The following is a 21,533-nucleotide window of genomic DNA, read 5'->3' as shown; positions in this document are numbered from 1 at the left end:
ACCGGAGCATTCATGAGGCGGCTCAGGAAGTACTGGCGCTGGGGCATCTCCCCCGTCTGGGCCCTGCTCGCCGCCTGGCAACTCGGCGAGTCCGTACTCGGCGATCATCCCTGGTGGGGACGCATCGTCCGGCTGGTCCTCGCCGCCGGACTCCTGCATCTGGCAATCGGTCCCCTGCGCCGGAGCCGGCCGCACGGCTTCCGGGTCGATGCGCACGGTCTGTCGCTGACCCGGGGTGACTGGGCGACGGAGGTGCTCTGGTCACAGGTGGCATCCGTGATCCTGTACCGGGGACCGGCTGCCGTCGGCGACCGCCGCCGCATCGTCTGCCGGCTCCTGCTCGTGCCGGTCGCTGGCGCCATGCTCGACCGGGCGCTGGTGCACGCACCCAACCCGGTCGACGGCCGCCCCTGCCGGGTGCTGCTCGATCTGGCCCAGGTGAAGGACACACCGGACCAGATCGCCGCGATGCTCGCCACGTTCGGCGGCGATCGTTTCCTCGACCACCGCACTGCGTAGTCCCCGGTCCGTATCGCCCGAGGACACCGCCGCGCAGGATCTGACGTCGCCGACCTGACAGCAGCGATTCTTCAGGAGATGGCTGTCATCAGTCAGCGAGCCTGGCGACAGCGCCCGGGGGGAGTTGACGGCCTGCGACCTCGTGCGGTTCGTCGGTGTGGTTGAAGAGCCAGACGCCGTCCGGCGTGTGCACCGCTTCCACGCCGTCGGGCAGGCCGGGCACGATCGGCGAAGCCCCTGCGGCGGCACAGATCCCTTCGAGCAGGCGGGCGGTCGAAGCTTCGTCCAGGGCGCATGACACGTAGTACGCGACGCCCGCACCGTACTCGCGCCGGGTCACGGCCGGGCGGCCGTCCGGGTAGCGGGCGAGCACCGCCGCCCTCGGCGCGGTCAGGTGCTCCGTCCAGCCCGTGGCGACGTCGCCGGTGTCGAGGGTGACCACCGCGCCGGGCGGCAGCGGATCGAACTCCTCGACCCGGATCCCGAGCAGGTCGCGCAGCGCGCCCGGATAACCGCCGCCGCGCACCCGCAGGTGCTCGTCCACGATCCCGGACAGGTAGGTCACCACCAGGTGCCCGCCCTCGTGCACGTACTCGTCCAGGCTGCGCGCCGACTCGTCGGAGAGCAGGTACGCCGCGGGCACGACCAGCACGCGGTACCCGGCGAGCGTCGCCGCGGGCGGCACCACGTCCACGTGGTGACCACGCAGCCACAGCGCCCGGTGCCAATCCTCGACGATGCCCTGGTAGTCAACGGGTGCGGGCAGGTGCGACGCACCGACCCCCCACCCGCACACCTCGTCGAACCACACCGCCACGTCACCGCACCCGGCCTCGTGCACCTCCGCATCTCCCGCCGCGCAAGCATCGTCGGTTGGGAAGGGCACCTTCCTATACGCGGAGCGATAAGAAGGTGCCCTGCCTTCGGTTGCCAGGTTTTCGCCGAGGGCGCGGAATTCGCGGTAGGTGCGGGTGTCGGGGCCGGCGTGGCCGACGAGCGCGCTGTGCCACTGCTCTGCGCCGCCGGCGCTGGCACGCCACTGGAAGTACATGGCGCCCGCCGAGCCGCGGGCGATGTGGGCGAGGGCGATGCGGGCGAGCATGCCGGGAGGTTTGCGGCGCTGTACGCCGTCTTCGGTGACGTGCGCGGGGGCGTGCTCCATCAGCAGCCAGCGGCCGCCGCGACCGGCCGCGGCCGACCAGCCCCGCGCGGCGTCGGCCGCGAACGCGCTCTGCGCGGGCGCTCCGTCGAGCGAGGACGGGTAGTGGTCGATGGCGACCAGGTCGACCTCGGTCGACCAGCGGGCGTGGTCGACCGGCACCCAGCCGCCGAGCACGAAGTTCGTGGTGACCTGCGCCTGCGGCGCGACCTGCTTGATCGCGTCGCGCTGCGCGGTGTACGCGGCGAGCATGCGGTCGGACAGGAAGCGCCGGTAGTCCAGCTCCTGTGCGGGGTTGCCGAGATACTGCGTGGCGCGTGGCGGGAGCACCTGCGCCCAGTCGGCGTACCGCTGGCTCCAGAAGTCCGTGGTCCAGGCGTCGTTGAGCGCGTCGAGGGTGCCGTGGCGCTCGCGCAGCCAGCCCCGGAAGGCGCGGGCGCAGTGGTCGCAGAAGCACCAGGTGCCGTACTCGTTGTGCACGTGCCACAGCCGCACGGCCGGGTGCCGGGCGTAGCGCTCCGCCAGCGCGGACGCGATGCCCAGGCTCGCGGCACGGTAGGCGGGGGCGTTGACGCAGTAGGTGTCACGGGAGCCGTGGACCAGGCGGACGCCGTCACGGCGCAGCGCCAGCGCGTCGGGGTGGGCCTGGGTGAACCAGGGCGGCGGGGAGGCGGTCGGGGTGGCGAGCACCGCGTCGATCCCGTGCGCGTGCAGGCCGTCGAGGACGCGGTCGAGCCAGCCGAAGTCGTACACCCCCGGGCTCGGCTCCAGGCGTGACCAGCTGAACACGCCGACGGTGGCCGCAGTGACGCGGGCCTCGCGCATGAGGGCGAGGTCCTGCGCCCAGACCGGCTCGGGCCACTGCTCCGGGTTCCAGTCCGCACCGTGGAAGAACGACTTTGTTGGCACCTCGGCCAAATTAGAGGGAGGCGGACGGGCCGTCAACCGTTGACGTTTGTTTGGCTACACGGAAAACTAAAAGGTGTTGTACCTGCAGTAGACGCCGCACTGGGAGCCGATCATGCCGTTCCGTCCGCCACTGGTGGCCCACGAGTACTTCTCCGCCGACCCGCCGGAACTGCCCCGCCGCGCCTACGGCGAGCCCGGCCCGGAGACCGTCGTGTGGGCCGAGCTGACCGGCAAGGACTCCGTCGGCGCGACCTTCGACGCGCACACCGACGCCGGCACCACGCTGCAGCTGCACATCGGCGCGGCCGGTGACGGCATGCTGCGGGTGCGCCTGTCCGAGGAGGCCGGCGCGCGCAGCCGCAGCGCCCGGCTGCTCCCGCTCACCCAGCCCGACCCGGGCGCCGTGGCCACCGTGGTGACCGGCGAGAACACCGTCTCTGTCACGGCCGGCCCGCTGACCGCCGAGGTCACGCTGAGCCCGTGGCGGCTGTCCTTCCACGACGCCGACGGCCGCCGCCTGCTGGGCGCGGACCCCGGGCTCACCGACATCTCCGGCCGCATGCGCACCCTGCCCCTGGGCTGCTCCCGGGTGGACGGGCAGATCGTGGCGTACCACGAGAGCTTCACCATGCCCGCCGACGAGGTGCTGTCCGGCACCGGCGAGCGCTTCACCGCCCTGAACCTGCGCGGCCAGCGGCCGGTGATGTGGAACTTCGACGCCTTCGGCAGCGAGTCCGACCGGGCGTACAAGAACGTGCCGTTCTACCAGTCCAGCATGGGCTACGGCATCGTGGTCGACTCCGGCCTGCCGGTCGAGTTCGACTTCGGCGCGTCCACCGGCAGCGTCACCCAGGTGATCGTGCCCGACGACCTGATCGACTACTACGTGCTCGCCGGGCCTGCCCCGGCCGACGTGCTGGCCCGCTACAACGCGCTCACCGGCCGCCCCACCTGCCCGCCGAAGTGGGCGTTCGGCTCCTGGATCTCGTCGGGCTTCTGCCGCGACACGCAGGAGCAGGTGCTGGCCCGCGCGGCCACCATCCGCGCGCACGGCATCCCCTGCGACGTGCTGCACCTGGACACCTACTGGCAGGCCGAGGGCACCTGGTCGCACCTGCTGTGGGACCCGGTGGCGTTCCCCGACCCGGACGCCATGCTGGCCACCCTGCACGAGCAGGGCTTCCGGGTGTGCGTGTGGATGAACTCCTACCTGTCGCACCGCACCGACCGCTTCGCCGACGCCGCCGAGCGGGGCTTCCTGCTGCGCCGAGCCGACGGCGCGGTGTACGTCGCCGACTCCTGGCACGGCTCGTTCCCGGCGGGCGGCATCGTCGACTTCACCAACCCCGAGGCGACCGCCTGGTTCCAGGACCTGCTGCGGCCGCTGGCCCGGCAGGGCGTGGACGTGTTCAAGACAGACTTCGCCGAGGGCGTGCCCGCCGACGCGGTCGCCTTCAACGGCATGACCGGCACCGAGCTGCACAACGTGTACGCCCTGCTGTTCAACGACGCGGTCGCCGAGGTCACCCGCGAGGTGCACGGGCACTCCATGGTCTGGGCACGTTCCTCCTACCTGGGCGGGCAGCGTCACGCCGCGCAGTGGGGCGGCGACACCATGTGCTCATACGAGGCGCTGGCGTCGTCCATGAACGGCGGTCTCGCGCACGGGCTGTCCGGCGTGCCGTACTGGTCGCACGACAGTGGCGGCTTCTGCGGCGTGCCCAGCGACGACCTCTACCTGCGCTGGGCCCAGTTCGGGGCGCTGTCGCCGCTGGTGCGTTTCCACGGCACCACCACCCGCGAACCGTGGCGCTTCCCGGCGGTCGAAGCGGATGTGATCGAGGCGCTGCGGCTGCGCTACCGGCTGCTGCCGTACCTCTACTCGGCCGCGCTGCGCTCGGCGGAGACCGGCGAGCCGATGATGCGCGCGCTGGCCGTGGACTCGCCGGCCGACGCGGCCTCGTGGCGGGCCGAGCACGTCTACCGGCTCGGGCAGGATCTGCTCGTCGCACCGATGATCAGCGCGAGCCAGCAGCGGGACGTCTACCTGCCGCCGGGCGAGTGGGTCGACTGGTGGAGCGGCGACGTGGTCGGCGGCGGCGTCACGCTGCGGGTCGCGCCCCCGCTGACGCAGCTGCCGCTGTGGGTGCGCCGCGACGCCCTGCTGCCGGTGACCGCGCCCGCCGAGCACCTGGCCGACGGGCCGTGGGCGCAGCTCACGCTGCTGAGCTTCGGGGGCGGCGACGGCTCGTGCGTGATCCGTGACGACGGTCACGCAAGCACTGTCGCAGCGCGGCGGGACGGGGATACGCTCTCGGTGACCATCGCCGGGCCGGCCCGGGTCACGGCGATCGCGTTCCCCACCGTCGCCGGCGGCACCCCTCCGGCCACCGTGCTGATCAACGGCGTGCGGGCCACGCTGGGCCCGGTGGACGGCCTGCTCACGGCGACCTGGCAGGCACCAGGAGACTGAACCTCATGACACTCGTCGCCGGCATCGACTCCTCCACCCAATCGTGCAAGGTGGTGGTCCGCGACGCCGACACCGGTGCGCTGGTCCGCCAGGGTCGGGCGAGCCACCCCGACGGCACGTCCTGCCCGCCCGAGGCCTGGTGGCAGGCCCTCCAGACGGCGATTGCCGCGGCGGGCGGGCTGGACGACGTCGCCGCGATCTCGGTCGGCGGCCAGCAGCACGGCATGGTCTGCCTCGACGGCGACGGCCAGGTCGTCCGCGACGCCCTGCTCTGGAACGACACCCGCTCCGCGCAGGCCGCCACCGACCTGGTCGGCGAACTCGGCGGTCCGCGCGCCTGGGCCGACGCGGTCGGCAGCGTGCCGGTCGCCTCGTTCACCGTCACCAAGCTGCGCTGGCTCGCCCGGCACGAGCCGGACAACGCGGCCCGCACCGAAGCGGTCTGCCTGCCGCACGACTGGCTCACCTGGCGCCTGGGCGGCACCGGCGACCTCGCCGCGCTGGCCACCGACCGCAGTGACGCCTCCGGCACCGGCTACTGGTCCCCCAGCACCGGCGAATACCGCCGCGACCTGCTCAAGCTGGCCTTCGGCCGCGACCTGCTGCTGCCCACCGTGCTCGGCCCCGACGGCTCCCCCGGCCGCACCCCCGGCGATGCGCTGCTCGGGCCTGGTGCGGGCGACAACGCCGCCGCCGCCCTGGGCGTCGGCGCACGACCCGGTGACGTGATCGTCTCCATCGGCACCTCGGGCACCGTCTTCAGCGTCGCCACCACCCCCGCCGCCGACGACACCGGCACCGTCGCCGGCTTCGCCGACGCCACCGGCCACTACCTGCCCCTGGTCTGCACCCTCAACGCCGCCCGCGTCCTCGACGCCGCCGCGACCATGCTGGGCGTCGACCACGCCGAACTGTCCCGCCTGGCCCTGTCTGCCCCGGCGGGCAGCGACGGCCTGGTGCTGGTCCCCTACCTGGAGGGCGAGCGCACGCCCAACAAGCCCGACGCCACCGGCTCCCTGCACGGCCTGACCCTGGGGACCTCCACCGCGGCCCACCTGGCCCGCGCCGCCGTCGAAGGCATGCTCTGCGCCCTCGCCGACGGCCTCGACGCGCTGCGCGCCCAGGGCGCGACCGTCAACCGGGTCGTCCTGGTCGGCGGCGGCGCCCGCGCCGAGGCGGTCCGCCGCATCGCCCCCTCGGTCTTCGGCTGCCCCGTCGTCGTCCCCCCGCCCGGCGAGTACGTCGCCGACGGCGCCGCCCGCCAGGCCGCCTGGATCGCCACCGGCGCCGCCCCCGACTGGACCCTCGACGGTCTCGAAACCTTCGAAGCCGCACCCGCCCCCGCCATCCGCGCCCGCTACACCGAAGCCCGCGACCTCACCCTCCCCCGCCTGTGAGCAAGGAAGGGCACCTTCTTATCGCTATGCGTTGTAGAAGGTGCCCTTCTTCACGCTCGACTGCGTCTGCGCAGGTTGGGTGAGGGTCGGTCGCTTCGGGGCAGTGGGCGGGGCGGCAGGGGACAGGCGGACCGGTGAAATCGCCGATGCCGGTGTGGCGGGCCGATGCGCAGACTGATCAAGGAGCGCCGGCGGCACGTGCGCCCTGGCATCGCGTGCCCAGCGGCATAACGGCCGGGTGCGGCGGCTCACTGCCCTGACCTGATCGGAGAGCCGCATGCAGACCTTCACGTCGTTCGACGGCACCACACTCGCGTACTACACCTGGGGCGACGCCGGCGAGCTGCCGCCCGTGGCGCTGCACCACGGGTTCAGCACCTACGCGGCGGCCAACTGGCAGGCTCCCGGCATCGTCGACGCACTGGTCGCCGCGGGCCGCCGGGTGGTCGCGATCGACGCCCGCGGCCACGGCGCGTCCGAGAAGCCCCACGACCCCGCGCGGTACGGCGAGGACAAGATGGCCCGCGACCTCGCCGCTCTCTTCGACGTGCTGGAGCTGGACCGGGTGGACCTGGTCGGCTACTCGATGGGCGGCGTCGTCGCCCTGCTCGCGGCCGCCGCCGACCCGCGCGTCCGGCGGCTGGTCACCGGTGGCATCGGCGCGGGCGCGGCGGAACAGGGCGGCGTGGACCGGGCGGCGCTGCCGGGCCGGGCGCTGGTCGACGGGCTGCTCGCGGACGACCCGGCCACCATCACCGACGAGCGGGTCATGGGCTTCCGGCTGTTCGCCGACGCGTCCGGCGCGGACCGCCAGGCACTCGCGGCCCAGGCCCGGGCGAGCCACCGCACCCCGATCGCGCTGGACCGGATCACGATCCCCGCCCTGGTCCTCGCGGGCACGGACGACTGGCTGGCCACCCGCCCGGAGGTGCTGGCCGCGGCCCTGCCCGACGCCCGCTGGAAGGTCCTGGCCGGCGACCACCTCACCGTGGTCCGCAACCCCGAGTTCGCCGCCGCCATCGTCAGCTTCCTCGCCTGAGCAGCGGAACGGGTGGAGATCGCCGCGGCGAAGGGAGGGCCGCGGCGATCAGTCTTGGGAGCGCGGCGGCCGCCGGTGGGCCGCCGCGACGGGTCAGCCCTTGAGGGCGCCGGAGATGACGCCCTTGGTGAAGTGGCGCTGGATGAAGGGGTACACGGCCACGACGGGGATGAGGACCACCACGACCACGGCCATCTTGACGGCCAGGCTGGGCGGGGCGTTGAAGCCGAGCGCGGGCGGGGAGCCGATGCCCGCGGGGCTCTGCCCGGCGATGATGTACGCCTGCAGCACCTGCTGCACCACCCGGTCCTCGGCGTTGTTGAGGTAGAGGACGGCGTTGAAGTAGATGTTCCAGTAGCCGACCGCGTAGAACAGGCCCACCACGGCCACCACGGCCTTGGACAGCGGCAGCACGATCCGGGTCAGAATGGTCCACTCGCCCGCGCCGTCGATCCGGGCGCTGTCGACCAGCTCCGCCGGGATGCCCATGAAGAACTGGCGCACCACTATCAGGTTGAACGCGTTGACCGCCGTGGGCAGGATCAGCGCCCAGTGCGAGTTCTTGAGCCCGAGGCTCGTCACCACCACGTAGGTGGGCACCAGGCCGGGCCCGACCAGGAACGTGATCAGGAAGAACATCAGCAGCGGGCGGTGCCACAGGCTGCCCGGGCGCGACAGCCCGTATGCGGCGAGCACGGTGCAGACCAGGCTCAGCGCGGTGCCGACGACGGTGACGAACATGCTGTTCCACACCGCCTGCGACACCTCGCCCCGGGTGAAGATCAGCACGTACGCCGAGATGTCGAAGTCACGCGGCAGGAACACCATGCCGCCGGCGTCGGCGATCGCCTTCTGCGACGAGAAGCTGGTCACGAGCACCGACCACATGGGTATCAGCACGGCCAGCACCACGGCGGTGAGCAGCACGCCCTTGGCGAACCGCCCGGGGACCGTGGGCGGCTCCTCCCACGCCGGCCGCTGGGCGCGCCGACGGCGGGCCCTCATGGCAGGGGTCACGGTGGTCATGCCTTCTCCTCGCTGCGCTCGTCGGCGGCAGGTCCGAGCCCCCTGATTAGCTCGCTCATGTGCGGACGAACACCCCCTCCTCGCCGAACCGGCGGGCCACCCGGTTCGCGACCAGGATCAGGACCAGGCCGATCACGGCCTTGAACAGCCCGGCCGCCGCGCCGACCCCGTAGTCCTGGGTGAGCAGACCGAGGTAGTAGACGTAGGTGTCGAGCACCTCGGCGGCCTGCCGACCGACCGCGTCACGCTGCAGGATGAACTGTTCGAAGCCGACGGACAGCGCGTTGCCCAGTTGCAGGATGAGCAGCAGCACCACGACCGGGCGCAGGCCGGGCAGGGTGACGTGCCACAGCCGCCGCCACCGGTTCGCGCCGTCGGAGGCCGCCGCCTCGTACAGGCTCTGGTCGATCGCGGTCAGCGCGGCCAGGAAGATGATCGTGCCCCAGCCGACGTCCTTCCACAGCGACTCCGAGCTCACCAGCAGGATGAACGTGTCCGGATTGGTCATGATGTTCCACGGTTCGAGCCCGTTGTCCCGAAGCACCTGGGCCAGCAGGCCGGAGCCGCCGAGCATCTGCAGGAAGAACGTGACGACCAGCACCCAGCTGAAGAAGTGGGGCAGGTAGACCACGGTCTGGATGAAGCCGCGCAGCCGGGTCGAGACCACGCTGTTGAGCAGGATCGCCAGCGCGATCGGCAGTGGGAAGAAGAAGACCAGCTGGAACGCGGTGATGAGCAGGGTGTTGCGCAGCGCGTCCCAGAACTGGGAGTCCGCGAACAGCTCCGCGAAGTTCGTGAAGCCGATCCAGCGGCTGTTGATGATCGCCTCGACGGCGGTGTCGCCGGACCACTGGTCGTAGTCCTTGAACGCCACCACGTTGCCCAGTGTCGGCACGTAGTGGAAGACCAGCAGCAGCAGCGCGGCGGGCAGGGCCATCAGCAGCAGCGGCCAGTCCCGCCGCCAGCGCGCGGCGAACGAGGCGCGCCGCCGGGAATGCGGCGCGCCGGACCCGCCGATCGCGGGCGCAGGCAGTGGCCGGGCCGCCGAAGACCCGGCCACTGCGCTCATGGGCTGCCCCGGCGGCCCGTCCTGGAGACGGACCGCCGACGACTCCCCACCAGCGTCGGTGGTGCCTTTCACAGCAACTCCCTGTTCATCGGCCGGCGTCGCTCAGCGCCTTCGCCATGTGCGCGCGGCCGGCCTCGCCGCCCCCGTCACGCCACTCCTTGAGCACCGTGTCCAGGTCGGACAGCGGACGGCGCCCGCGGGCGATGTCCTTGACCTTGTCCTCGGTGGGCTGCTTGACCTTCACGTACTCCGCCGGCATCTCGAGCTTCATCCCCAGCCACGGGTCGACTTCGAGGTGCTTGACCGCGGCGTTCTCCCAGTTGATCAGATCGTTCACGTAGTTGGGAACCCGCGCGTCGTACTTGATCGTGGGAGCGGTGCCGGCGATGAAGCGGAACTGGTCCGCCTTCTCCTTGCCCTGCAGGTCGGTGCCGGCCGGCCAGCCGTCGGCGCCCTTGGTGAAGTGCTTGCCCTCGACGCCGTACTCGATGAGCTCGAACTCCTTGGTGCCCAGCGGCGAGGCGACGAAGTTGAGGATGCGCAGGATCTCCTCGGTCTTCTCCTTGCCCAGGCCCTTCTTGACGAAGGTGTAGAAGACCGGGTCGCCCGAGCCCCAGACCAGCGGCGCGCCGCCGTCGGCGGCGAAGAACGGCACCGGCTGCATGTTGAAGCCGGCGGTGACCTTCTGCTGCTCGGCCTGCATGCCGAGCCAGGCGCCCACGCCGTCCTGGATCATCGCGATCTTGCCGCCGGAGAAGAGCAGCTTCGCGTCGGCGCCCTTGCTGGCCACGACCTCCGGGTGGATGAGACCGTCCTTGTACAGCTTGGCGAGGAACTCCAGCGCAGCCTTGAACTCGTCGGTCTCGTACTTGAACAGGACCTTGCCGTTCTTGGAGCCCCAGCCGTCCTTCGAGTTCGGCACCCGGAAGATCATTTCGACCATCGCCTGGACGTCGTTGAACGCCCACACCCCCTTGCCGGGGTTGGTCATCTTCTTGCCGAACTCGTACAGCTCGTCGGCGGTCTTCGGGATCGCGACACCGGCGGGGTCGACGAGATCCTTGCGGTAGAACAGCGCCCACGGGTACGGGCCGTCGGTCGGCCACGGCACCGCCATCAGCCGCTCGTTCCAGACGGCGTTGCCCCAGGCCACGGTCGGCAGGTTGGCCAGCATCTGGTACGGCTTGACCTTGTCCCCGGCCAGGTGGTCGCTGAGGTCCTCGAACAGGGCCTTCGCCGCCTCCGAGAAGTTGGGGATCTTGCTGATCTCCCAGCCCGGGATGCAGAGCACGTCCGGGATGTCGCGGGCGGGCAGGATGGCGTTCAGCTTGTCCGCGTACGTGTTGCCGTCCTGGATGCCCGGGGTGACCACGGCGCCCAGCTCCGCGTTGATCGCGTCGAGGTAGGCGTTCTGGCCCGGACCGGCCGGCACCTGCCCCCAGTACGGCGTCATGGTGGTGATGGTGCTGCCCCGGCCGGGCTTCTCGGTGATCGCGTCGACCAGCGAGGACGGATACTTCGTGAAGCCGTTGGCGACCGGCGAGAGGCCCTTGATGTCCGGCTGCACCAGTTCCAGCGGCTGGTACTTGGGCAGGACCGCCTGCAGTTTGTCGAGCTGCTGCGTCGTGCCCGAGTCCGCCGCCTTCTCGCCGCAGGCGGCGAGTGCGCCACTGCCTGCGACGGCGACCGCACCCAGGCCGAGCAGGCTCAGGAACGATCGGCGGTTCGCCGCCGCGCCCGCGAGGGGGTTGTCCACGGCGTGCTCCCTTCGTCATTTGTCTAGCTCAGGATCGGGGAAAGGGGTGTCTGTGGAACGGTTACGCGGTACAGTTAGTTCGTCTTCCGACTAAACAAACTAGCCGAAGGTCACGGCGACCACAAGGGAGCGTTCCCATGCCGAGGATCCATGTCGGGTCCACGGCGATGCTCACCGACGGCTCGATACGGCATGATGGTGCGACCAGTGCAGCCACACCGGAGGGCAGACGGTGATCACCATGCAGCGCGGCCCTCAACCGGCGGACTTCGCCGACGTCAGGGCCACGAACCTGGCCGTCGTGCTGCGCTACGTGCGCGGCCACGCGCCATGCTCCCGCGCGGAGATCGCCGCCGCCACCGGGCTCAACAAGGCGACCGTGTCCAGCCTCGTCGCCGATCTGATCGAGCGCCGCCTGCTGCGCGAGACCGGCCTCACCGAGCACCGGATCGGCCGCCCCGCGACCATGCTCGTGCTCGACGGCTCGCCGTACGCGGCGATCGGGATCGAGGTCAACGCCGACTACCTCACCGCGGTCGCCATCGACCTGGCCGGGCAGCAGGTGCTCTCCTGGCGGCGCTCGTTCGCCGGGCTCGCGTCCAGCCCCGCGCAGGCCGCGACGGCGATCGCGGCACTGGGCCGCCGGGCGGTGAACCGGGTGCTCAAGGAGGACCGCCGAGTGCTCGGGCTGACCGTCGGCGTGCCCGGCCTGGTCTCCCCCGACGGCGTCGTCATCATGGCCCCCAACCTGGGCTGGCGCGACGTCAACCTGCGCGACATCGTCAACCGCGCGCTCGGCGAGCCCGACTTCCCGGTCGCCGTCGACAACGACGCGAACCTCGCGGTGCTGGCCGAGTCGCGCTACGGGGCGTTCGCCGGGTCGCAGAACCTGATCTACCTGACCGGCGAGGTCGGCATCGGCGCGGGCATCATCAGCGACGGCCAGCCACTGCGCGGCCACCGCGGCTTCCCCGGCGAGATCGGGCACATCACCATCGACCCGCAGGGCCCGCCGTGCGCCTGCGGCCGCCGCGGCTGCCTGGAGGCGATCGCGGGCATCACCGCGATCATCGCGCGGGTGCTGCCCGAGGTGGCCGGCGACGGCGACATCACCGACCTGCAACCCGAGGTCGACGAGGTGGTACGCCGAGCGCGAGGCAACGACCCCGCGGCGCTGCGGGCGCTGGAGGACGTCGGCCGGGCGCTCGGCCAGGGCGTCTCCATCCTGGCCAACCTGCTCGACCCCGAGGTCGTGGTGCTCGGCGGCTACTTCGTGCCCCTCGCCCCCTGGCTGCTGCCACCTGTCGAAGCCGAACTCCGCGCCCGCCGCATCGGCCCCGAAGAAGGCGGCGCGAAGGTCGTCGCCTCCATCCTCGACCACGGCGCCGCCGCCACCGGCGGCGCCGCCACCGTCCTCGACCACGTGGACGCCGGCCGCCTCCCCCGCCTCTGACCTCCCGCCGAGCGGGGCGGGGCGAGGGTGCGCATCGTGGGTCGTTCACGGGTCGTTAATAAGGGTGTATTCCGGACAAGCCACCCTTATGGACGGAGCCACCCGTGGGCAGTGACCGGCCGGTGTTCGTCGTGGGCTGCCCGCGCTCGGGCACCACGATGCTTCAGCTCATGCTGCACGCGCACCCCCGCATCGCGATCCCGCCGGAGACGCGCTTCCTGCTGGGCGCGTATCTCGACCGGGCCAGCTTCGGCGACCTGCGCGAGCCGGCCAACCGCCGCGGCCTCGCCGAGTGGATCACCGGTGGGAAGACCGCCTTCGGCGATCTGGGCCTGGACCCGGACGCGGTGGTCGAGGAGATCGTGACCGGCCCGCCGACGCTCGGCTCCGCGCTCGGCATCGTGTTCCGCGCGTACGCCCGCCGCTTCGACAAACCCCGCTGGGGCGACAAGCGCCCGGCGTACCTGAACAATCTGGGCCCGCTGCTGCGCCTGTTCCCCGACGCGCAGATCGTCAACATCGTCCGGGACGGCCGCGACTGCGTCGCCTCGCTCGGCGAGACGCCCTGGCAGCAGGGCAAGGACGTGTGCCACGCGATCTCCGACTGGGCGCGCGCGATGGACTCCTCCGCGTGGGCCCGGCGCGTCCTGGACGCGCACTCCTACCACGAGGTGCGCTACGAGCGCCTGGTCGCCGAGCCCGAGCCCGAGCTGCGGGCGATCTGCCGGTTCCTGGGCGAGGAGTACGACCCGGCGATGGCCGAACCGGCGCGGCTGGCCGACGTCGCGGTGCCCAGCCGCAAGAGCTGGCACCGGCTCACCCACGAGCCGGTGACCACCGAGCGGGTCGGCAGCTGGCGGGACCGGCTGGAGCCCTGGCAGGTCACGCTGTGCGAGGCGAAGCTCGGCGGGCGGCTGCGGGAGCTGGACTACCCGGTGGCCGACGAGCGCTCGCCTTGGTGGCGCGGGCCGGGTCGGGTGCACCACCTGCACTACGCCCACGTCGACGGGCCGCGCCGCACCGTCGCGGCGCGCCGCGCGCTGACCCGCCTGCGCGACCGGATGCGCCCCGCCGAGACGCTGGCCTACCGCCCGGCCGAGCCCCGCGAACTTCTTCCGCGCTGACCGGCATCGGCGCTGCTGAGCCGCCCGTCGATGGACCGGGGCGGACCAGCCGTGGGAACGCTCCCTTGACGACGACCGGGCAGACACGGTAAATCTCTGGCGTACTCCGTAGCGAAATATGGCAGAAACACGTGCCAGGCGGAGTCTCTTTCAGACGATCGTCGAAGCGCTTCGAATCCGGATGAGGTTCCGGAAGTTTTGCGATCCACTATCGAAGCGCTTCGACTGCCAGCACCGCCGCACCGCCCACTCCACGACGCACCTTCCGACCGTCCGCCCAGACGAAGGAACCCGGCGATGAACTTCCGCGACCCCTCCTCCCCCGTCCCCGACCGCGTCGCCGACCTGCTCGGCCGGCTCACCCTCCCCGAGAAGATCGCCCTGCTGCACCAGCACCAGCCGCCCGTTCCCCGGCTGTCGGTGGGCGGGTTCCGCACCGGCACCGAGGCGCTGCACGGCCTCGCCTGGCTCGGCGAGGCGACGGTGTTCCCGCAGGCGGTCGGCCTCGGCGCGAGCTGGGATCCGGACCTGGTGCGCCGGGTCGGCTCCGCGGTCGGCGACGAGGTGCGGGCCAGCCACCACAAGGACCCGTCCGGGGCCGGGCTCAACGTGTGGGCGCCGGTGGTCAACCCGCTGCGCGACCCGCGCTGGGGCCGCAACGAGGAGGGCTACAGCGAGGACGCCGGGCTGACCGGGCTGATGGGGCAGGCGTACGCGCGCGGACTGCGCGGCGACCACCCCGTCTACCTGAAGACCGCCCCGACGCTGAAGCACTTCCTCGGCTACAACAACGAGAACGACCGCTGCGTCAGCTCCAGCAACCTCGGCCCCCGGGTGCTGCACGAGTACGAGCTGCCCGCGTACCGCCCGGCGATCGAGAGCGGCGCGGCGGTCGCCGTGATGGCGTCGTACAACCTGGTCAACGGCCGTCCGGCGCACGTCAGCCCGCACCTGAACGACGACCTGCGGTCCTGGACCGGCGACGAGGTGCTGGTGGTCTCCGACGCCTACGCGCCGAGCAACCTCGCCGACCCCGCCCAGCAGGCCTACTTCCCCGACCACGCGACCAGCCACGCCGCCTCGCTGAAGGCGGGGGTCGACAGCTTCACCGACGCCGACGCGAACTCGCACGTCACCATCGGGCGGCTGACCGAGGCCCTCGACCGCGGACTGATCGACGAGGCCGATGTGGACGCCGCGGTGCGCCGAGTGCTGACGGTCCGGATGCGGCTGGGCGAGTTCGACCCGGCCGAGGCCAACCCGTTCACCAGCCTCGACCCCGACACCGTGAACTGCCCCGTGCACCAGGCGCTGGCCCGCGAGGCCGCGACCCGCAGCATCGTGCTGCTCAAGCAGGAGTGCCGGCTGCTGCCCTTCGACCGCGCGCAGGTGCAGCGGGTCGCGGTGGTCGGGCCGCTCGGCGACCAGGTGATGGCCGACTGGTACAGCGGCACGCTGCCCTACCAGGTCACCGCGCGCGACGGGCTGGCCGCCCGGCTCGGCGCGGACCAGGTGACCTTCGCCGAGGGCGCGGACCGCGTCGCCCTGCGCCTGGTCGGCGGCGGCTACCTCGCGGTCGCCGACGCGGGCGAGGTGCGGCGGGCGTTCGCGGATCCGCACGGCTTCGACGTGTTCGACTGGGGCAGCCACCCCGGCCCGGCGGGGCACCACGGCACCAGCGTGCTGGCGCTGCGCTCGGCGGCCAACGGGCGGCACCTGACCGTACGCGACAACCTGCTGGTCGCGGACGCGCCCGGCCCGCACGGGTGGGACGTGCACGAGACGTTCCGGCTGGTCGAGCGGGCCGACGGGACGCTGTCGCTGCATCACGAGCTGAGCCGCAGCTACCTGGTCGTCGGCGAGGACGGGGTGGCCGCGGTCGGCGCGACCTTCGAGCAGGCCACCCGGCTCCAGGTCGAGGTGCGCCACAGCGGGGCCGAGCAGGTCGCCGCCGTGGCGGCGCAGGCGGACGCCGTGGTCGTGGTGCTCGGAAACCACCCGCTGGTCAACGGGCGCGAGACCGAGGACCGGGAGAACCTGTCCCTGCCGCCCGCACAGGAGGCGCTGCTGCGCGCGGTGTACGCCGCCAACCCGCGCACCGCCCTCGTGCTGACCAGCAGCTACCCGTACGCGATCAGCTGGGCCGACGTGCACCTGCCCGCGGTGCTGTGGAGCAGCCACGGTGGTCAGGAGTTCGGCCACGCGCTGGCCGACGTGCTGTTCGGCGACGCCGAGCCCGCCGGGCGCCTGCCGCAGACGTGGTACCGCAGCCACTGCGAGCTGCCCGACCTCTACGACTACGACATCATCACCAGCGACGCGACCTACCTGTACTACCGCGGCACCCCGCTGTACCCGTTCGGGCACGGCCTGAGCTGGGGCGAGTTCGAGTACGGTGCGGTCGGCCTGGACGCCGACGCGATCGACGCCGACGGCACGGTCACCGTCACCGTCGAGGTGACCAACGTCGGCGAGCGGGCGGGCGAGGAGGTCGTCCAGCTCTACACGCACCAGCAGCGTTCGCGGGTGAAGCAGCCGCTGCGGCGGTTGCGCGGGTTCCGCCGCATCCGGCTCGCCCCCGGCGAGCGGGCCGTGGTCAGCATCGAGCTGGCCGCCGCGGACCTGTCCTTCTGGGACGTGACCACGGGACGCCCCGTGGTCGAGGCAGCCCGGCACAAGGTGATGGTGGGCCGCTCGGCGACCGACATCCGCGGCTGCGCCACGCTGACCGTACGCGGCGAGCGCATCGGCGCCCGCCGGCTGCCCGGTCTGCTGCGCGCGATCGACCATGACGAGGCGTGTGGCGTGGTGCTGGTCGACACCGCCCCGGAGCGCGGCGACGCGGTGCGCGCCACCGACGCGGGCGCGTGGCTGTCGTTCGGCGCGACCGACCTGACCGGCTGCGACGAGGTCGTCTTCGCCGTCGCGGGCGGCGCGGGCCGGGTGGCACTGGTGGCCGACGACCCGCTCGACGGCGAGGTGCTGGCCGAGGCGGTCGGCGCGGGTGCGGGCCGGTACGCGTACCAGATGATCAGCTGCCCGCTGAGCACATCCGGCCGGACCGACCTATACCTGGTCTACGACGCACCGGGCATCATCGTCAGCGAACTCGCCTTCTCATGAGCGAGCTTCGCGAGCGAATCAACGGGCTCGGTGATGCGGCCGACGAGCGCAGCGAGGAGAAGGCATGAGCGAGCTTCGCGAGCGAATCAACGGGCTTGGTGATGCGGCCGACGAGCGCAGCGAGGAGAAGGCATGAGCGGACAGGTCATGATGTCGGTTCCCGGCGCGAGCGACGCGGGCGGAGCGGGGCGGGCGTGAACGGGAGCAGCGGGGAGGTGCCGCCGATGAGGAGCCGGCCGCGGCGATCGTCCCAGCGCGACAGTGTGGTGACCATCGCCGACGTGGCCCGGCACGCGGGCGTGTCGACCAGCACGGTGTCGTACGTGCTCAGCGGCAAGCGGGCCATCTCCGCCACGACCAGCGCCCGGGTGCACGCCAGCATCCGCGTGCTGGGCTTCCACCCGCACGCGGGCGCGCGTTCGCTGGCCAGCAAGCGGTCCAGCGTGATCGCCCTGGTGCTGCCACTGCGGCAGGGCATGCACCTGCCGGTGCTGATGCAGTTCGCCACCGCGGTGGTGACCAGCGCCCGGCAGTACCACCATGACGTGCTGCTGGTCACCGCCGACGAGGGGCCCGCCGGGCTGCGCCGGGTCGCCGCGGGCGCGATGGTGGACGGCCTGGTGCTGATGGACGTGGAGATGCACGACCCGCGGGTGCCGACGCTGCGGCTGCTGGAGCGGCCCAGCGTCCTGATCGGGCTGCCCGCCGACTCGGCCGGGCTGACCTGCGTCGACCTGGACTTCCACCGCGCGGGGGCGGTGTGCGTGGAGCACCTGGCCGCGCTGGGGCACCGGGAGGTGGCGCTGCTCGGCGCGCCGCGCGTGGTCTACGACCGGGACACCGGCTTCGCGCACCGCACCCGGGACGGGTTCGTGGAGGCCGCGAAGCGGCTGCGGCTGACGGCGTACGCGCAGCCGTTCGAGGAGCACCCGGAGGCGGTGCAGGAGTCGCTGGCTCAGCTGCTGGCCCACCATCCGGGGCTGACCGGCCTGGTGGTGCACAACGAGGCCGCGGTGGCGCACGTGCTGAGCTCGCTGCGCGCGCTGGGCCGCCGGGTGCCCGAGGACGTCTCCGTCGTCGCGATCTGCCCGGACGAGCTGGCGGAGCGCTCGTCACCGACGCTGAGCTCGGTGCAGATTCCGGCCGAGGACGTCGGCCGGCAGGCGGTGGAGCTGCTGATGCGCAAGCTCGACGAGCGCACGGTGCCGCCGACCACGCTGCTGCCGCCGATCCTCACCCATCGCGCCAGCACCGCGCGGGCCGCGGCCTGACGCAGTCCGGCAGCGTCCACAACGCACCTGGTCAGGCCATGACCGTTGGCGGGCAGGGACTTCCGCGAAATCGGGGCTTCACAAGACGGCAACCGCGCGGTTAAATCGAGCTTGACAGAGGTGGGAGCGCTTCCATCGATGTCGACCGAAACGTACAGGAAAGCCCTGACTAACCCACCGCACCGCGTACTGCGATAGCGGTGGGGCGGATGCGCCCACATCCGCCCCACCTGTGCCCTACCGCAGCGACTCGCGTCGCGCGGCTCCACGGACAGGAGAATCCTAGTGCCTACCCACAGTGACGGCATCCGCCCTCCGGGCCGGTGGCGTCGGTTGTTCGCCGGAGCCTGCGGCGCGCTGACCCTCAGTACGCTGGCCATCGGTGTGACCGCCGCTTCTGCCCAGGCGGCCGGCCCCTACAACTACGGCGAGGCGCTGCAGAAGTCCCTGTTCTTCTACGAGGCGCAGGCCTCCGGCCCCAAGCCGTCGTGGAACCGGGTCTCCTGGCGCGGCAACTCCGCCCTCAACGACGGCTCCGACGTCGGCGTGAACCTCACCGGCGGCTGGTTCGACGCGGGCGACCACGTCAAGTTCGGCTTCCCGATGGCGGCCACGGCCACCATGCTGGCCTGGGGCGCGGTCGAGTACCGGTCCGCCTACTCCGCGTCCGGGCAGCTCACGCCACTGCTGAACAACCTGCGCTTCGTCAACGACTACTTCATCAAGGCGCACCCGTCGGCCAACGTGCTCTACGGGCAGGTCGGCAACGGCGGCACGGACCACCAGTGGTGGGGTCCGGCCGAGGTGATGAAGATGGCACGGCCCGCGTACAAGATCGATGCGAGCTGCGGCGGCACGGATCTGGCGGCGGAGACGGCGGCCGCGATGGCGGCGGCCTCGATGGTCTTCCGGCCCACCGACCCGACGTACGCGAACACCCTGGTCAGCCACGCCCGCCAGCTGTACACCTTCGCCGACACGGTGCGCCGCAAGTACAGCGAGTGCATCACCGACGCGAGCAGCTACTACAACTCATGGAGCGGCTTCAACGACGAGCTGGTCTGGGGCGCGATCTGGCTGCACCGGGCCACCGGCGAGGCGGCCTACCTGAGCAAGGCCGAGTCCTACTACGCCAACCTGGGCACCGAGCCTCAGTCGAGCACCCACTCCTACAAGTGGACGCACGACTGGGACGACAAGACCTACGGCTCGTACGTGCTGCTGGCCAAGCTCACCGGAAAGCAGCAGTACGTCGACGACGCCAACCGGTGGCTCGACTACTGGACCGTCGGCGTCAACGGCCAGCGCATCACCTACTCCCCCGGCGGCCAGGCCTGGCTGCAGCAGTGGGGCTCGCTGCGCTACTCGGCGAACACCGCCTGGGTCGCGTTCGTGTACTCGGACTGGATCAGCGACGCGACCCGCAAGGCGCGCTACCACGACTTCGCGGCCCGGCAGATCAACTACATCCTCGGCGACAACCCGAACAACCGCAGCTACGTCAACGGCTTCGGGACCAACCCGCCGAAGAACCCGCACCACCGCACTGCGCACGGCTCGTGGACCGACAGCCTGACCAGCCCCGTCAACAACCGGCACGTGCTGTACGGCGCACTGGTCGGCGGGCCCGGCTCGGCCAACGACGCCTACACCGACGACCGGCAGAACTACCAGATGAACGAGGTCGCCACCGACTACAACGGCGGCTTCACCTCGGCCCTGGTCCGCATGTACAGCGAGTACGGCGGCACACCCCTGGCGAGCTTCCCGCCGGCGGAGACCCCCGACGACGCCGAGCTGTACGTCGAGTCCGGGCTGAACACCACCGGCACCACGTTCACCGAGGTCAAGGCGCTGGTCTACAACAAGTCGGCCTGGCCGGCGCGGGCGCTGAGCAGCGGTTCGTTCCGGTACTACTTCACCCTCGACGGGTCGACCACGCCGAGCCAGATCAGCACGTCGGTGGCGTACAGCCAGTGCTCGCCGCCGACCGGCCCGACCCAGCACAGCGGCAACGTGTACTACGTGACGATCTCCTGCGCCGGGCAGAACATCATCCCGGCCGGGCAGTCCGACTGGCGGCGCGAGGTGCAGTTCCGGATCACCAGCTCGGGCACCTGGGACGTCTCCAACGACTGGTCCTACCAGGCCACCATGGCCCGCAACAGCAAGATCACGCTGTACGACGGGACCACCAAGGTATGGGGCGACCCGCCCGGCGGCGGCACCCCGGACACCACCGCGCCGAGCATGCCCGGCACCCCCGCCGCGTCCTCGATCACGTCCACCTCGGCGACGCTGAGCTGGACCGCGTCGACCGACACCGGCGGCAGCGGCCTCGCGGGTTACCGCGTCTACCGCGAGGCGGGCACGACCGACGTGCTCGTCGGCTCACCGACCACGAACTCCTTCGCCCTCACCGGCCTGACCGCGTCGACCTCCTACACCTATTACATCGTCGCCGTCGACGGCGCGGGCAACACCTCGACCGCCTCGGCGCCGGTCACCTTCAGCACCACCGCGCCGCCGAACGACACCACCGCGCCGACGCAGCCGGGCACCCCGACGGCCTCGTCGATCACGCAGACCGGCGCGACGCTGAGCTGGACCGCCTCCACCGACACCGGCGGCAGCGGCCTCGCGGGCTACCGCGTCTACCGCGAGGCGGGCACGACCGACGTGCTGGCCGGGTCACCGACCACGAACTCCTTCGCCCTCACCGGCCTGACCGCGTCGACCTCCTACACCTACTACGTCGTCGCCGTCGACGGCGCGGGCAACACCTCGACCGCATCCTCACCCGTCACGTTCACCACCTCGGGCACGGGCGGCGGCGCGAGCTGCGACGTGGCGTACGTGATCGAAAGCCAATGGCCCGGAGGCTTCACCGCCAAGATCAATATCAAGAACACCGGCACCACGGCGATTAACGGCTGGACACTGACCTACACCTTCCCGGCCACCGGGCAGGCGGTCGGCAGCGGCCACAGCGCGACCTGGTCGCAGAGCGGCCTCAACGTCACCGCGACCAACCTGTCCTGGAACGCCAACCTGGCCCCGAACGCCTCCACCCAGATCGGCTACAACGGCGTCTGGACCACCAGCAACCCCGAACCGCCCGCGTTCAAACTCAACGGCTCCACCTGCACTGTCAGCTGAGAATAGGAGGGCGGGGTTGGCACACCACCCCCGGGGGGGGTAGGGCCCACCACCCC

At 71.7% G+C, this 21,533-nt stretch carries 13 protein-coding genes; 9 read left to right on the top strand and 4 right to left on the bottom strand.

Translation table 11 applies throughout. The annotated features are described in order from the left end of the window. Positions 1-12: 12 nt before the first annotated feature. Positions 13-519 carry a hypothetical protein gene (locus tag F9C41_RS23540; protein WP_155388987.1) on the top strand — a complete coding sequence of 169 codons (507 nt, stop codon included), beginning with the start codon at positions 13-15 and terminating at the stop codon, positions 517-519. An 88-nt stretch (positions 520-607) separates the two neighbouring features. On the opposite strand, the gene F9C41_RS23535 is transcribed toward F9C41_RS23540, so the two are convergent. After that, positions 608-2,587 carry a beta-galactosidase gene (locus F9C41_RS23535; RefSeq protein WP_230689930.1) on the bottom strand — a complete coding sequence of 660 codons (1,980 nt, stop codon included), beginning with the start codon at positions 2,585-2,587 and terminating at the stop codon, positions 608-610. Between the two features lie 112 nt (positions 2,588-2,699). Between F9C41_RS23535 and F9C41_RS23530 the strand changes: the two genes are divergently transcribed. The 3 genes from F9C41_RS23530 (at position 2,700) to F9C41_RS23520 (ending at position 7,496) form a co-directional block, all read left to right on the top strand. Next, positions 2,700-5,060, top strand: a complete 2,361-nt coding sequence (locus F9C41_RS23530; protein ID WP_155388986.1) for a TIM-barrel domain-containing protein — start codon at positions 2,700-2,702, stop codon at positions 5,058-5,060. Between the two features lie 5 nt (positions 5,061-5,065). Then, positions 5,066-6,457 carry a xylulokinase gene (gene xylB / locus F9C41_RS23525; RefSeq protein WP_155388985.1) on the top strand — a complete coding sequence of 464 codons (1,392 nt, stop codon included), beginning with the start codon at positions 5,066-5,068 and terminating at the stop codon, positions 6,455-6,457. Positions 6,458-6,734: 277 nt separating this feature from the next. After that, positions 6,735-7,496, top strand: a complete 762-nt coding sequence (locus F9C41_RS23520) for an alpha/beta fold hydrolase (protein ID WP_155388984.1) — start codon at positions 6,735-6,737, stop codon at positions 7,494-7,496. 93 nt (positions 7,497-7,589) lie between these two features. Here F9C41_RS23520 and F9C41_RS23515 read toward each other — a convergent pair whose 3' ends face one another. The 3 genes from F9C41_RS23515 to F9C41_RS23505 form a co-directional block, all read right to left on the bottom strand. Then, a complete protein-coding gene (locus F9C41_RS23515; RefSeq protein WP_155388983.1) occupies positions 7,590-8,522 on the bottom strand; it encodes a carbohydrate ABC transporter permease in 933 nt (310 codons plus the stop codon). Positions 8,523-8,577: 55 nt separating this feature from the next. Beyond that, on the bottom strand, positions 8,578-9,591 hold the full coding sequence (locus tag F9C41_RS23510; protein ID WP_155389040.1) for an ABC transporter permease: 1,014 nt from the start codon (positions 9,589-9,591) through the stop codon (positions 8,578-8,580). An 85-nt stretch (positions 9,592-9,676) separates the two neighbouring features. Further along, positions 9,677-11,347 carry an extracellular solute-binding protein gene (locus F9C41_RS23505; protein ID WP_155388982.1) on the bottom strand — a complete coding sequence of 557 codons (1,671 nt, stop codon included), beginning with the start codon at positions 11,345-11,347 and terminating at the stop codon, positions 9,677-9,679. 241 nt (positions 11,348-11,588) lie between these two features. On the opposite strand from F9C41_RS23505, the gene F9C41_RS23500 reads away from it, so the two are divergent. From F9C41_RS23500 to F9C41_RS23480, 5 genes are all read left to right on the top strand, one after another. Next, on the top strand, positions 11,589-12,800 hold the full coding sequence (locus F9C41_RS23500) for an ROK family transcriptional regulator (RefSeq protein ID WP_155388981.1): 1,212 nt from the start codon (positions 11,589-11,591) through the stop codon (positions 12,798-12,800). Positions 12,801-12,904: 104 nt separating this feature from the next. Next, the gene (locus F9C41_RS23495; protein WP_155388980.1) at positions 12,905-13,924 is read left to right on the top strand and encodes a sulfotransferase family protein; all 1,020 of its coding nucleotides are present in this window, start codon (positions 12,905-12,907) and stop codon (positions 13,922-13,924) included. A gap of 297 nt (positions 13,925-14,221) precedes the next feature. Continuing rightward, positions 14,222-17,047, top strand: coding sequence for a glycoside hydrolase family 3 protein (locus F9C41_RS23490; RefSeq protein WP_155388979.1), 2,826 nt, complete (start codon positions 14,222-14,224; stop codon positions 17,045-17,047). 224 nt (positions 17,048-17,271) lie between these two features. Further along, the gene (locus tag F9C41_RS23485) at positions 17,272-18,318 is read left to right on the top strand and encodes a LacI family DNA-binding transcriptional regulator (RefSeq protein ID WP_155388978.1); all 1,047 of its coding nucleotides are present in this window, start codon (positions 17,272-17,274) and stop codon (positions 18,316-18,318) included. Between the two features lie 384 nt (positions 18,319-18,702). After that, the gene (locus tag F9C41_RS23480; RefSeq protein ID WP_230689927.1) at positions 18,703-21,477 is read left to right on the top strand and encodes a glycoside hydrolase family 9 protein; all 2,775 of its coding nucleotides are present in this window, start codon (positions 18,703-18,705) and stop codon (positions 21,475-21,477) included. The last annotated feature ends 56 nt before the right edge of the window (positions 21,478-21,533 follow it).

Source organism: Catellatospora paridis, from assembly GCF_009720365.1.
GTDB lineage: Bacteria > Actinomycetota > Actinomycetes > Mycobacteriales > Micromonosporaceae > Catellatospora > Catellatospora paridis.
This window is presented reverse-complemented; position numbering and strand designations above follow the sequence as displayed.

Bases quoted from the DNA above. Each gene is read 5' to 3' on its own strand.
- F9C41_RS23500 (WP_155388981.1), top strand. From the start codon at position 11,589: ATGCAGCGCGGCCCTCAACCGGCGGACTTCGCCGACGTCAGGGCCACG.
- F9C41_RS23515 (WP_155388983.1), bottom strand. From the start codon at position 8,522: ATGACCACCGTGACCCCTGCCATGAGGGCCCGCCGTCGGCGCGCCCAG.
- F9C41_RS23510 (WP_155389040.1), bottom strand. From the start codon at position 9,591: ATGAGCGCAGTGGCCGGGTCTTCGGCGGCCCGGCCACTGCCTGCGCCC.
- F9C41_RS23540 (WP_155388987.1), top strand. From the start codon at position 13: ATGAGGCGGCTCAGGAAGTACTGGCGCTGGGGCATCTCCCCCGTCTGG.
- xylB (WP_155388985.1), top strand. From the start codon at position 5,066: ATGACACTCGTCGCCGGCATCGACTCCTCCACCCAATCGTGCAAGGTG.
- F9C41_RS23530 (WP_155388986.1), top strand. From the start codon at position 2,700: ATGCCGTTCCGTCCGCCACTGGTGGCCCACGAGTACTTCTCCGCCGAC.
- F9C41_RS23490 (WP_155388979.1), top strand. From the start codon at position 14,222: ATGAACTTCCGCGACCCCTCCTCCCCCGTCCCCGACCGCGTCGCCGAC.
- F9C41_RS23520 (WP_155388984.1), top strand. From the start codon at position 6,735: ATGCAGACCTTCACGTCGTTCGACGGCACCACACTCGCGTACTACACC.
- F9C41_RS23485 (WP_155388978.1), top strand. From the start codon at position 17,272: ATGAGGAGCCGGCCGCGGCGATCGTCCCAGCGCGACAGTGTGGTGACC.